Genomic DNA, 11766 nt, shown 5'->3' on the forward strand with positions numbered 1-11766 from the left:
GTCGTGGGCGGGGGCCGGCTACGCGCGCGGGGGCGCGGTGCTGCCCCGGAGGACCAGCTCGGTGGCCAGCTCGACCCTGGTCTGCGCCGGCGTCCTGCCCTCGGCCAGGTCGAGCACCATGGTCGCGGCGGTGGCCGCCATGGTGGCGAGCGGCTGACGCACCGTGGTGAGCGGTGGGTTGGCCCACTGACTCGGGTACAGGTCGTCGAAGCCGACCACGCTGAGGTCCTCGGGCACCCGCAGCCCGGCCTCGGCCGCCGCCCGGTAGACGCCGAGCGCCTGCCCGTCGTTGCCGGCGAAGACGGCGGTCGGCGGCTCGGGCAGCCGCAGCAGTTCGCGCCCGTGGCGCAGCCCCGCCTCGTGCCGGAAGTCGCCGACCCTGACCAGCTCGGGTTCGACCGGCGCGCCCGCCATGTCCATCGCGGCGCGGAACCCGTCGAGCCGGGCGCGGGCGCACAGCACGTCCTCGGGCCCGGTGATGACGGCGACGCGCCGGTGGCCGAGGTCGAGCAGGTGGCGGGTGGCCGTCAGGCCGCCGCTCCAGTTGCCCGCGCCGACCGAGGGCCAGGAGTGGTCGGGCTCCCCCGTCGGATCGAGCAGGACGAACGGGATGCCGCGGACCCGCAGTTGGTCGACCTGGGCGCCGGTGGCGCCGGAGAACACGGCGATCACGCCGGTCGGGCGGCGCACCAGGACCTCGTCCACCCACTCGCGCCCCGCCGGCGGGCGCCCGCGCAGCTCGGAGACGACCACGGCCAGGCCCTGCTCGGCCGCCACCCGCTGCACACCCTGGAAGATCTCGATCGCGTAGCCGCCCTCCACCGCGTGGAAGAGCAGGTCGATCAGCGGCGCCGGGCTCGTGGACTTCTTCTGCCGCCGGTAACCGTGCTCCTGGATGACGCTCTCGATCCGCGAGCGGGTCAGCGGGGCGACGTCCGCCCGCCCGTTGACCACCTTGGAGACCGTGGCGACCGACACGCCGACGCGCTTGGCGATCTGCGCGATGGTCAGCGGCTCGCCCGGCGCGCTGTCGACGGGCGTGGTCCTGGCGGTCGAGCTCATGACGCCAAGTCTAACGGCACCCTCTTCGAACGTTTCGGGTCCCAGGACGAACACAGCGGGCTTCGCCGCCCGGTCCGAGCCACCCCCTCACGAAAGAAACGAGAGCATTGTCCAGAAGCTCTGACGCGCGGCGCCTGGCGCTCGCGCTGGTCCTCGGCCTGCTGGTCACGGTCGGCTGCTCCAACCGCTCGGACCCCGGCAGCGGCGACGGCAGGTCCTTCGAGTTCTGGTCCTTCTCCGGGATCAACCAGGAGGCGGCGGTCGCCGAGTACGAGCGGGCGCACCCGGAGATCGACGTGCGGCTCACCGAGGTGGGCAGCTCCGTGGAGACGGCGCAGGCCCTGGTCACCGCGCTGTCCGCCGGCAACGTCCCCGACCTGGTGCTGATCCAGGGCGACGACCTGCCACGGTTCGTGGAGGAGCCGGACAACTTCCACGACCTGCGGCGGTTCGGCGCCGACCGGATCAGGGGCGACTACCTGGACTGGGTGATCGCGCAGTCGACCGGCGCGGACGGAAGCGTGATCGGGGTGCCGACGGACGTCGGCGGCCTGGCCGTCGCCTACCGGACCGACCTGTTCGCCGCCGCCGGGCTGCCGACCGACCGCGAGCAGGTCGGGGCGCTGTGGCCCACCTGGGAGGACTTCATCGACGTCGGGCGCCGCTACACGGCGGCCACCGGCGCGGCGTTCGTCGACAACGCCGCCACCAGCGTCTTCTACCAGGCCGTCAACCAGGGGTCGCTGAAGTACTACGACGAGGCGGGCGAGCCGGTGTACCGGGAGAGCGCCCCGGTGCGCGAGGCCTTCGACCTGGCCCTCGAGGCCGTCGAGGCGGGCATCACGGCCGGCCAAAGCTCGTTCTCCGAGGGCTGGGGCGCCGGGATGCAGCACGGGGACTACGCCGTGCTCGCCGCCCCGTCCTGGATGCTCAACGCCATCCGCACCAACGCCCCGGACACCGCCGGCTCCTGGGACCTGGCCACCATCCCGGGCGGCGCCGGCAACTGGGGCGGCAGCTACCTGGCAATCCCCCGGAACGCCGAGAACCCCGAGGCCGCCTGGAACTACATCCGGGAGACCCAGTCGCCGGCCGGCCAGCTCGACCACTTCACCGACGCCGGCTCGCTGCCCACCACGCCCTCGGTGTACGACGACGAGCGCCTGGCCTCGTACACCGACCCGTTCTTCTCCGACGCCCCGGTCGGCCGCGTCTACACCGAGTCGCTGCTCGGGCTGCGGCCGTTCCCCATCGGGCGGGACAGCTCCACCATCGGCCAGGAGTTCCTGAACGCCATCACCGACGTCGAGCAGGGCGGCGGCGATCCGGAACGGGCCTGGGAACGGGCGCTGGACAACATCCGGATCGCCATCGGGCGCTGAAGAAGCACCCTTTCAGGAAGCGGAGAGCCGTGACCACACTCCTCAGCCCGACGCCCGCCCCGGTCCCATCCCCGGCCCCGGCGCGCCTCCCCAAGGCGCGGACCGGGATCCGCCAGGGGATCGGCGAGCGGATCGCCCCCTACGCCTACATCGCCCCGTTCTTCGTGATCTTCGCGGTGTTCGGCCTCTTCCCCCTGCTGTTCACCTTCTATGTGGCGCTGTTCGACTGGAATCCGATCGGCGACCAGGTCTTCATCGGCACCGACAACTTCACGCGCCTCCTCGACGACCCGCGGTTCTGGAACGCCGCCCGCAACACGCTCAGCATCTGGCTGCTCTCCACCGTCCCACAGCTGGCGCTGGCGTTGGCGCTCGCGCACCTGCTGCACCACGCCAGGCTCCGCTGGGCGGTCTTCTTCCGCATGACGATGCTGGTCCCCTACATCACCTCGGTGGCCGCCACCACCATCGTCTTCGCCCAGATGTTCGACCGGGACTACGGCCTGCTGAACTGGCTGCTCGGCCTCGTCGGGCTCGGTCCCGTCGACTTCGTCCAGTCGGGCCTGGGCAGCCACCTGATGATCGCCGCCATGGTCACCTGGCGCTGGTTCGGCTACACCACGCTGCTGTACCTCGCCTCGCTCCAGGCGATACCCCGCGAGACCTACGAGGCGGCCGCCGTCGACGGGGCCGGCGGCTGGCAGCGGTTCCGGCACATCACCGTGCCCTCGCTGCGGCCGATCATCGTCTTCACCGTCGTCACCTCGACCATCGGCGGCCTGCAGATCTTCACCGAGCCGCTGCTCGTCTCCCGCGCCGCGCCGCTGACCTGCGGACCGACCCGCGAGTGTCAGACGCTCACCCTCTTCCTCTACGAACAGGGCTTCGGCATGTTCCAGTTCGGCTACGCGGCCGCGATCGGCGTCGCCCTCTTCGTGATGGTCGTCGGCATCGCCCTGATCAACTACCTCGCCGCCACCCGCGTCCGCCCGGAGAACCGATGACCACGCCACGCCGCACCCCGCAGCCCACTCCCCCGCCGCGCACCCGCCGGCGCCGCCCCGTCGACCGGGTCCGCTGGTGGACCTACGCGCTGCTCACGCTGGCCGCGGTCGTCTGCCTCTTCCCGCTCTACTGGATGTTCGTGGTCGCCACCACCGACTCGGCCACGGCCACCAGGATGCCGCCCGAGGTCGTGCCCGGCGACAACTTCCTCCACCTCGCCGAACTCGTCCTCACCACCGTGCCGTTCCTGCGTTCGGTCGCCAACAGCGTGATCGTGGCCGGCACCATCGGCGTCGGGCACGCGGTGCTGTGCGCGCTGGCCGGCTTCGCCTTCGCCAAGCTGGCGTTCCGCGGCCGCGACACGCTGTTCCTGATTGTCGTGCTCACCATGACGGTGCCGACGCAGCTCGCGATCGTCCCGCAGTACCTGATCGTCTCCGAACTCGGCTGGGTCGACACCCTCCAGGCCCTCATCGTGCCCGGACTCGCCAGTGCCTTCGGGATCTTCTGGATGCGCCAGCACCTGGCCACCACGCTCAGCGACGAGCTGATGCAGGCGGCCAGGATCGACGGCGCCAACAGTTGGCAGATCTTCTGGCGGATCGCCTTCCCCATCGTCCGCCCCGCCGCCTTCGTGCTCGGACTCTTCGGCTACGTCACCGCCTGGAACGACTTCCTGTGGCCCTTCGTCGTCCTGAAGTCCCCCGAGACCTACACCGTGCAGATCGCCATCAAGGCCCTGCAGAACAACTTCAGCGTCGACCTCGGCCTGGCCATGTCGGGCTCGTTCCTCGCGACCCTGCCGCTGATCGTGCTGTTCGTCCTCGTCGGCCGGCGCATGGTGTCCGGGATCCTCGACGGCGCCTTCAAGGGCTGACCCGGCCCGCCCGGGGCGCCGAAGGGCCGGCGGACCCGGGCGGGCGCGGCCGGCGCGGAGCCACGCGGCGTCGGGTCACCACTCGGGGACGAGCGGCGGTTCCGGTTCGTGTCGCCGCCAGGCCTCGGCGAGGCGGGCGAGGCGGGCGGGGGCGGCGATGCCGCGCACGGTCGCGATCCCGCCGCCCGTGACGTCGAACATCGCGGCGCCGACGACCTGGTCGCCGATGACGAAGAGGATGGCGGGGGCGCCGTTGACGAGCGCGTAGTGGATGGCGGGCGTGCCACCGACGAGTCGCCGTTTCGCGGGTGTGGGCCTGAGGCCGGCCCGTACGACGGCGGCGATGCGCTGCGGAGTGTCGTACCGCAGCAGTTCCTTGGCCAAGCCGCCGGCGCCGTCGGAGATCGCGGTCGCGTCGTCCGTGAGCAGCGCCACCAGACGTTCGGTGCGGCCCGAGGAGGCGGCGGCGAGGAACTCCTCGACGATCCTGCGGGCGGACGCCGGGTCGACGTCGCCGCCGCCACGGCGCGCGGCGGTGATGTGGCGCCTGGCCCGGTGGAGGTGCTGCTGGCTCGCGGACTCGGTGATGTCGAGGATCTCGGCGATCTCGGCGTGGCCGTAGGAGAACGCCTCGCGCAGGACGTAGACGGCCCGCTCGATGGGCGACAGGCGCTCCATGAGCGTCAGCACGGCCAGGGAGACCGATTCACGCTGCTCGAACGTGTCGGCCGGGCCGAGCATCGGGTCGCCGTCGAGGAGCGGCTCGGGCAGCCAGGCGCCGGCGGCGCGTTCGCGGCGGACCTGTGCCGAGCGGAGCCGGTCGAGGCACAGGTTGGTGACGACCTTGGTCAGCCACGCTTCCGGCACCCTGATCCGCCGCCGGTCCGCGGCCTGCCAGTGTAGGAACGCGTCCTGCACGACGTCCTCGGCGTCGGTGGCGGAGCCGAGCAGCCGGTACGCCAGCGAGGCCAGCCGGTTCCGGCTGGCCTCGAACCGACTGGTGTCGAAGCGATCAGTGGCGGCGCTGTCCACGCGGTCCACCCTAGGCGGGCCCGGGTCGGCTACGCGACCGCCTGCCTGGTGGACGCGTCCGGCGCGGCGACCAGGCGGCGCCTGCGCTGGGGCAGGCCGAAGGTCGGGTGCGAGGTGGACCACAGCGACATCCTGAGGATGCCCGCCTTGATCCGCGCGGCCTTCCGGCCGCCCATGTACCTCGGCTTCGCCCGTCCCTCGCCGTCGACCATCTGCAGGATCCCGTCCCGCCGCCCGAGGCTGATGTGGTTGCCCACGTAGACCAGCTTGGTGTTCGGGACCTTGCGGCCGGTCAGGCGTGCCACGATCGCGGCCACGGCCTGCATGCCGGTAAAGCCGGCCGAAGCGCAGGACATCGGCAGCGGCCGGCCGTTGTCACCGACGGCGTAGGCGCTGTCGCCCACGGCGTAGACGTTCGGGTGCGAGACCGACCGCATGGTGCGATCGACGACGATCCGACCGTCCTCGGTGACCTCGAGACCGCCGGCGGCGGCGATGGGGCTGACCGCGAAACCGGCCGTCCACACGGTCGCGTCGGACGCCAGGGCGGTGCCGTCGGCGCACCGGACCCGTGTCGCGTCGACGGCTTCGACGCTGGTGTGCTCAAGGACGGTGATGCCAAGCCGGTCGCAGGCCCGGCGCAGGTGGCCGCGGGCTCCAGCGGAGAGCGGGCCGCCCAGCTCGCCGCGGGCGACCAGCGTCACCGACAGGCCGGGCCGGGACTCGGCGATCTCGGTGGCGGTCTCGATGCCAGTCAACCCGTCGCCGACGACCAGCACGCGCCCGCCCTCGCCCCGCCTGCCCAGGCTGTCCAGGCGCTCGCGCAGGCGCAGCGCCGAGGGCCGGGCGGCGACGTCGAAGGCGTGCTCGGCCGCGCCGGGGACGACACGGTCGTCGCCCTGGCTGCCGAGCGCGTAGAGCAGCGTGTCGTAGCCGAGTTCGCCGCCGCCGTCGGCGTCGGCCACGGCGACGACCCGGCGCTCGGGGTCGACGGCGGTGACCCGGGCCAGGCGCAGCCGTATCCCCGTGCCCGCGAAGACGTCGACGAGCTTCGGAGCCTCGATGTCCCGGCCGGCCGCGAGTTGGTGCAGCCGCATGCGCTGGACGAACTCCGGCGCCGCGTTGACCACGGTGATCTTGGCGTCCGCCGGGGACAGCCGGCGGGCCAGGGTCCCGGCCACGTAGGCCCCGGCATAGCCGGCGCCGAGGACGACGATGCGGTGCTTCATGTGATGCTCCTGTCGGTTCGCTTGTTCCCGGTGACTTGAGCGGAACAGCACCCCGATTGCTGACAGGAACCGCATATGGCATGGGTCACAGGTCGGCAGGAGCGCCGCCCGCCTCGGGTGGTCGGGGCGCGTGCGGCGGGTGATACTGCCGAGTGAGGCGCGCGGTCGCCGAGGCGTGACCGCCCCCCGAAGGGAGACGAGCCGATGCCGACCTGGACCAACGACGAACTCAGCCGCATCGAACACGCGGACGAACTCCAGATCGCCCCGCTGCGCGGCGACGGCACCCCGCGCTCCGCCATCCCCATCTGGGTGGTCAGGGACGGCGACGACCTCTACGTCCGCTCCTACCGGGGCCGCGAGGGCGCCTGGTTCCGCTCCGCACAGCGCAGCCACGAGGGCCACATCAGCTCCGGCGGCGTCGACCGGGACGTCTCCTTCGTCGACGAGGCCGACCCCGCGCTCAACGAGCGGATCGACGCCGCCTACCGCGCCAAGTACCGCCGCTACAGCGCCGCCTACGTCGACCCGATGGTCGCGGCCCCGGCCCGGGACACCACGCTCAAGCTGGTGCCACGCTGACCTGACGTGCCGCGCGCCACGGCGGCGGGAGCCACCACCCGCCGGCCACGCCCCCGTCCACCGTGGCGCGTGCGTCGACCCCGCGGTCGGCCGCGCCCGCGCGGAACGTGCTTGACTTGGGCCACCACCGCTTCACTTCGGACCGTCCGCGCAGCCGTACATGCCTGACCTTTCCGCTCGGCCATCGGCCGACGCCGTCGCCCCCGCCCTCCGGCGGGCCACCCGGGGCCCGCTCGCCCGCGTCCTGCTCTCACCCTGGGGGCGCCTCGCGCTGCTTGTCCTGCTGGTGGCCGGCGCCGGCTGCGCCGTGCTGGTGGCCGGCCAGGACCGGCTGCTCGACCGGCCCGCCGGCTGGTGGGCCGGGCCTGCCTTCGCCGCCGGCTACGCGCTCGGCACCCTGGCCCTGGTGCCCAGGCCGGCGCTCAGCGCCGCCGCCGGCGCGCTCTTCGGGGTGCCCTACGGCCTGACGATCGCCGCCGCCGGCACCACGCTCGGGGCGATGCTCGGCTTCGGCGCCGGCCGGCTGCTCGGCCGGGACGCGGCCCACTCGCTGCTGGCCCGCTCGACCGCGCTGAGCCGGCTCGAACAGCGGCTGACGGATCGTGCCTTCCGGGATGTGCTGGTGCTGCGGCTGCTGCCCGTCGTGCCGTTCGCCGCGGTCAACCTGGGCGCGGCCGTCTCCCGGATGCGGTGGCCGCCGTTCGCCGCGGCCACCCTGCTCGGCACCGTGCCGGGCAACGCCGTCGCCGTGCTGGCCGGCGCCTCGGCCAGCGACCCGTCGTCCTCGGCCGGGCTCTGGCTGCCGGCGGCGGCCGTGCTCGCGCTGCTCGCCGGCGCCGCCCTCACCCGCCGCGCCCGGGCCCGCCAGGCCCGGGCTTGCCGCCGGGGGCGCGAGGGCGATTGACTTCTCCTCCACGGAGAAAGCGCTTTCCCTCAACCGACGGCAGCATCCTGCTCGACGGCGCCGACGCCGCCGACCTCGACCTGCGCAGCTACCGGCGGTTTTCTCCGTGGTGCCGCAGGAGTCCATGCTGTTCGCCGGCACGATCCGGGAGAACGTCGCCTACGGACTCGCCGACGAGGTCGACGAGGACACCCTGCGGTCGGCACTGGAGGCCGCCAACGCCTGGGAGTTCGTCTCCCGGCTGCCGTGGACACCGTGGTGGGACAGCACGGCGCCAGGCTCTCCGGCGAGCAGCGGCTGGGGGGGCACCTCCCGGGCGAAGTCTGGGGGAGGCTCGCCATCGCCCGGGCGTTGATCCGCGATCCCCGGGTGCTCGTGCTGGACGAGGCGGCCTCGGCGCTCGACGGCCGCTCGGAGCCCTGGTCCAGGAGGTGCTCGGCCGCCTGATGCGCGGCCGCACCGTCTTCGTCGTCGCGCACCGCCTGTCCACCATCCGCGGCGCCGACCGGATCGTGGTGATGGACGGCGGCCGGATCCGCGAGGTCGGCACCCACGAGCAGTTGCTCGCGCTCGGCGGCCTCTACCACCAGCTCCAGCCGGGCACCGCGGCCTGACCGGCCCGGCCGGTGCCCGCAGTGACACCCCGCCCCACGGCCACGCCCCGGGCACCGGCACCGGCACCGGCGCCTCGGCGGCGACCGGCCGCGCGCTACGGTCACACGCTCACCCAGTGGTTCCTGACGACATCGCGCTCTGTCTCGAGCTCGACCGCTTTCCCTTCGCCATGGTGGCGACCTTGGAGGACTCGCTCATGGTCCTCCGCCCGTGCGCCGTGCCCTCGCTGACCGATGAGGCTTCGATCTGATCGCTGGTGCGGTCCGACTCGCGCCATCCCGTCCATTGGCCCAGGTCGGACAAGGTTCAGAAAGGTGAGGACCCATCGTGAGCCCCTGTCAGTGCGATCCGCCTGCCCCGGCGACGCCGGGTCAGTCGACCACCCTGTTCCTGACCGTCGGCCTGCCCGGGGCGGGGAAGACCACGAAGGCTCGGCAGCTGGCCATGGAGCACGACGCCCTGCGGCTGACCCCCGACGAGTGGATGATTCCGCTGTTCGGCGAGCACGAGGCGGGCGGGAAGCGCGACGTGCTTGAGGGGCGGTTGCTCTGGCTCGGCCTGGACGCGTTGCGGCTCGGAACGAACGTCGTCGTCGACTTCGGCTGTTGGTCGCGCGACGAGAGGTCCGCGATCCGCTGGTTGGCGGCGTCGGTTGGCGGGTCCTGTCGCCTCGTGTACCTGCCGGTGGATCTCGACACCCAACGCGCTCGGATCGCTCATCGCCAGTCCACCACCCCGGAGCAGACCTTCCCGATGAGCGAGGCGGAGTTGGCGAGTTGGAGGGCGGCCTTCCAGGAGCCCGACGCCGCGGAGCTCGGTGGGCGGGAGATCGGCGGTCCGCCTCCCGGGTGGCCGGGTTGGCCGGAGTGGGCCGCCGATCGGTGGCCGTCCTTCGGGTGGCCGGCCGGCCCGGGGGCCTCCGCTCGCTGACGCCTCGCGTACCGCGTGACGTCAGCGAGCGGCGGGACCGGGTGGGTCAGCGGGCCATCAGCGCGAAGACGCCCCAGCCGAGGTGGTCACGCTCGTAGCGGGCGTAGCGCGCCGGGGCCGTGGTGAGTTCCTCCCGCATTTGGGGGGCCAGTTCGTCGTCCGGGTGCGCGTCCAGCCAGCGGCGGATGTTGAGCCACTGGGCCGCCCGGTAGCGGTCCCAGCCGTCCTGGTTGGCGAGCACCATCTCGACGACGTCGTAGCCGAGTTCGCCGAACCGCTCGACAAGACCGGGCAGCGGCAGGAAGTCGGACTCGTTGGTGGCGTAGCAGGCCTCGACGGTCGCCTGGTCCCGTGGCTTCAGGCGCCAGTAGGGCTCGCCGACCAGCAGCAGGCCGCCGGGGCGCAGGCTGCGCCGCAGCAGTTCGACGGTGCCGGTGAGGCCGCCGCCGATCCAGGTGGCGCCGAGGCAGGCCGCGACGTCGACCGGCTCGGCCGAGACGTGTCCCGCCGCGTCGCCGTGGACGAAGTCGACCCGGTCGGCGACCCCGAGCTCGACGGCGCGGGCCCTGGCCCCCTCGACGAACACGGTGCTGATGTCCACCCCGGTGCCGGTGACGCCGTGGTCGCGGGCCCAGGTGCACAGCAGCTCGCCGGAGCCGCTCGCGAGGTCGAGCAGGCGCGCGCCCTGCGGCAGGCGCAGTGCCCGCCCGAGGGCGGCCAGTTGGTCGTCGGTGAACGGGTTGTGGATGCGGTGGCTACTCTCGCGGATGGTGAAGACGCGTGGCAGATCCACGGATTGGTGTCCCTACGCTCGATGCGGTGATGGAGGTCATGGCGGTGGCGTGGGGCGAGCCGACCTCGGTCGGCCGCCGTCGTTGAACACTCATCAGTCGCACCTCGCTCGGACGTGTGGTCGGGGACGCGGGCGACGTTAGGTCGCCGGGTGTCCGCCCGTCCAGTGGTTTTCCCGATCCGGGGGTCAGGACGGGTCGGGGTGCCAGCCGAGCAGGGGGCCGAGGTGGGTGGCCATGTCGGTGAGGATCTGGACGTAGTCCTCGGGCGCGAAGGTGAAGGGGAGCGCGAAGGCGACCTCGTCGACCTCGTGGAACGCGGCGTGCGCGTGGAGTCGTTCGGCGATCTCGGCCGAGGTGCCGACCAGGTCGGGCGCGAAAAGCAGCCGGGCGGGCCCCTGGGGCTCGGTCGTCCGCGGGAGGCGGGCCGCGGCGTACTCCTGGTACTTCGCGCGCTGTGCCGGGGTGGCCGAGTCGGTGGGGACGACGACCAGGCCGTGCGAGACCCGGGCGCGGTCGCGGTCGGGGTGGTGGGCGCGGAAGGCCCTGATGTGCGACAGCTGGATCTGGGCGAAGTCCGCCGGGGCGTCGGGGTCTTCGGCCTTGACCACGCTGCTGGTCAGCAGGTTCATGCGGTGCTCCCCGGCCCAGCGCGCCGAGCGCAGGCTGCCGGCGCCGTACCACATGCGGTCGGCGAGTCCCGGGGCGTGCGGCTGGACGCGGTCGGAGAACGCCTCGAACCCCTCGGTCCCGCTGAAGCCGGTCGCGGGCTCGCCGCGCACGAACGACAGCAGCCGCCGGACACGTTCGTGGCTGAAGTCCTCGGCGTCCCCGGTGTCGGGGTAGAGCGCGTCCCTGACCTCCTCGTACCGCATCGGGGGGCCGACGCTGACACCCGGGTTGAGGCGGCCGCCGGAGAGGATGTCGACGGTCGCCAGGTCCTCGGCGAGCCGCAGCGGGTTCTCCCAGCCGAGCGGGGTGACGGCGGTGCCGAGGTGGATCCGCCGGGTCCGCTGGGAGGCCGCGGCGAGCACGGCGACCGGCGAGGAGATGCCGTACTGGAGGTGGCGGTGGCGCACCCAGGCGCTGTCGAAGCCGAGCCGTTCGCCGAGCTCGATGACGCTGAGCGTCGCCTCGTGGCCGGCGCGCGGCGCGGCCTCGTCGAACAGGCCGATGGTGAGGAAGCCCAGCCTGCGCAGCGGCCTCGGGGTGGACGGCACGGCGGCTCCTCCCTGTTCGCGGGCGGTCCCCGCTCCCGGCGACCGATTCTCGCAGAGGCCGGCGAGTCGGGCGAGGGATCAGGCGCCGGGCGGGAGCCGAACGGCGCCGGTCAGTTCGACGGTGCGGAGGGTGGGCG

General features: G+C 73.1%; 11 protein-coding genes and 2 pseudogenes. 8 read left to right on the top strand and 5 right to left on the bottom strand.

Annotation, left to right across the window (positions count from 1 at the left end; translation table 11 throughout):
* Positions 1 to 18 precede the first annotated feature (18 nt).
* On the bottom strand, positions 19 to 1062 hold the full coding sequence (locus E1265_RS25295; protein WP_132933316.1) for a LacI family DNA-binding transcriptional regulator: 1044 nt from the start codon (positions 1060 to 1062) through the stop codon (positions 19 to 21).
* 107 nt (positions 1063 to 1169) lie between these two features.
* Between E1265_RS25295 and E1265_RS25300 the strand changes: the two genes are divergently transcribed.
* The 3 genes from E1265_RS25300 to E1265_RS25310 are packed head-to-tail and all read left to right on the top strand — an operon-like array spanning position 1170 to position 4326.
* On the top strand, positions 1170 to 2444 hold the full coding sequence (locus E1265_RS25300) for an extracellular solute-binding protein (protein ID WP_207931199.1): 1275 nt from the start codon (positions 1170 to 1172) through the stop codon (positions 2442 to 2444).
* Between the two features lie 29 nt (positions 2445 to 2473).
* Positions 2474 to 3448 (top strand): sugar ABC transporter permease, encoded by a 975-nt coding sequence (locus tag E1265_RS25305; protein WP_132933317.1) that lies wholly within the window; start codon positions 2474 to 2476, stop codon positions 3446 to 3448.
* Positions 3445 to 4326, top strand: coding sequence for a carbohydrate ABC transporter permease (locus E1265_RS25310; protein ID WP_132933318.1), 882 nt, complete (start codon positions 3445 to 3447; stop codon positions 4324 to 4326). The genes E1265_RS25305 and E1265_RS25310 overlap by 4 nt, the downstream gene beginning before the upstream one ends.
* Positions 4327 to 4401: 75 nt before the next feature.
* Here E1265_RS25310 and E1265_RS25315 read toward each other — a convergent pair whose 3' ends face one another.
* Both E1265_RS25315 and E1265_RS25320 read right to left on the bottom strand, forming a co-directional pair.
* On the bottom strand, positions 4402 to 5358 hold the full coding sequence (locus tag E1265_RS25315) for a sigma-70 family RNA polymerase sigma factor (protein ID WP_207931200.1): 957 nt from the start codon (positions 5356 to 5358) through the stop codon (positions 4402 to 4404).
* 29 nt (positions 5359 to 5387) lie between these two features.
* On the bottom strand, positions 5388 to 6587 hold the full coding sequence (locus E1265_RS25320) for an FAD-dependent oxidoreductase (protein WP_132933320.1): 1200 nt from the start codon (positions 6585 to 6587) through the stop codon (positions 5388 to 5390).
* Positions 6588 to 6791: 204 nt separating this feature from the next.
* On the opposite strand from E1265_RS25320, the gene E1265_RS25325 reads away from it, so the two are divergent.
* The 5 genes and pseudogenes from E1265_RS25325 (at position 6792) to E1265_RS25345 (ending at position 9618) form a co-directional block, all read left to right on the top strand.
* Positions 6792 to 7169: a DUF2255 family protein gene (locus E1265_RS25325; protein WP_132933321.1), complete on the top strand. Its 378-nt coding sequence runs from the start codon at positions 6792 to 6794 to the stop codon at positions 7167 to 7169.
* A gap of 160 nt (positions 7170 to 7329) precedes the next feature.
* Positions 7330 to 8073 (top strand): VTT domain-containing protein, encoded by a 744-nt coding sequence (locus tag E1265_RS25330; RefSeq protein WP_132933322.1) that lies wholly within the window; start codon positions 7330 to 7332, stop codon positions 8071 to 8073.
* Between the two features lie 32 nt (positions 8074 to 8105).
* Positions 8106 to 8687 (top strand): annotated as a pseudogene (locus E1265_RS40390) (ATP-binding cassette domain-containing protein); the annotation flags it as partial.
* 122 nt (positions 8688 to 8809) lie between these two features.
* Positions 8810 to 8938: pseudogene (locus E1265_RS25340) on the top strand (2-phosphosulfolactate phosphatase); the annotation flags it as partial.
* 77 nt (positions 8939 to 9015) lie between these two features.
* Positions 9016 to 9618 (top strand): ATP-binding protein, encoded by a 603-nt coding sequence (locus E1265_RS25345; protein ID WP_243741095.1) that lies wholly within the window; start codon positions 9016 to 9018, stop codon positions 9616 to 9618.
* Positions 9619 to 9664: 46 nt separating this feature from the next.
* Here E1265_RS25345 and E1265_RS25350 read toward each other — a convergent pair whose 3' ends face one another.
* Positions 9665 to 10411 carry a class I SAM-dependent methyltransferase gene (locus tag E1265_RS25350; protein ID WP_132933323.1) on the bottom strand — a complete coding sequence of 249 codons (747 nt, stop codon included), beginning with the start codon at positions 10409 to 10411 and terminating at the stop codon, positions 9665 to 9667.
* 186 nt (positions 10412 to 10597) lie between these two features.
* A complete protein-coding gene (locus E1265_RS25355) occupies positions 10598 to 11629 on the bottom strand; it encodes an LLM class flavin-dependent oxidoreductase (protein ID WP_132933324.1) in 1032 nt (343 codons plus the stop codon).
* Positions 11630 to 11766 lie beyond the last annotated feature (137 nt).

The sequence above is a fragment of the Streptomyces sp. 8K308 genome (genome assembly GCF_004348315.1).
GTDB lineage: Bacteria > Actinomycetota > Actinomycetes > Streptomycetales > Streptomycetaceae > Streptomyces.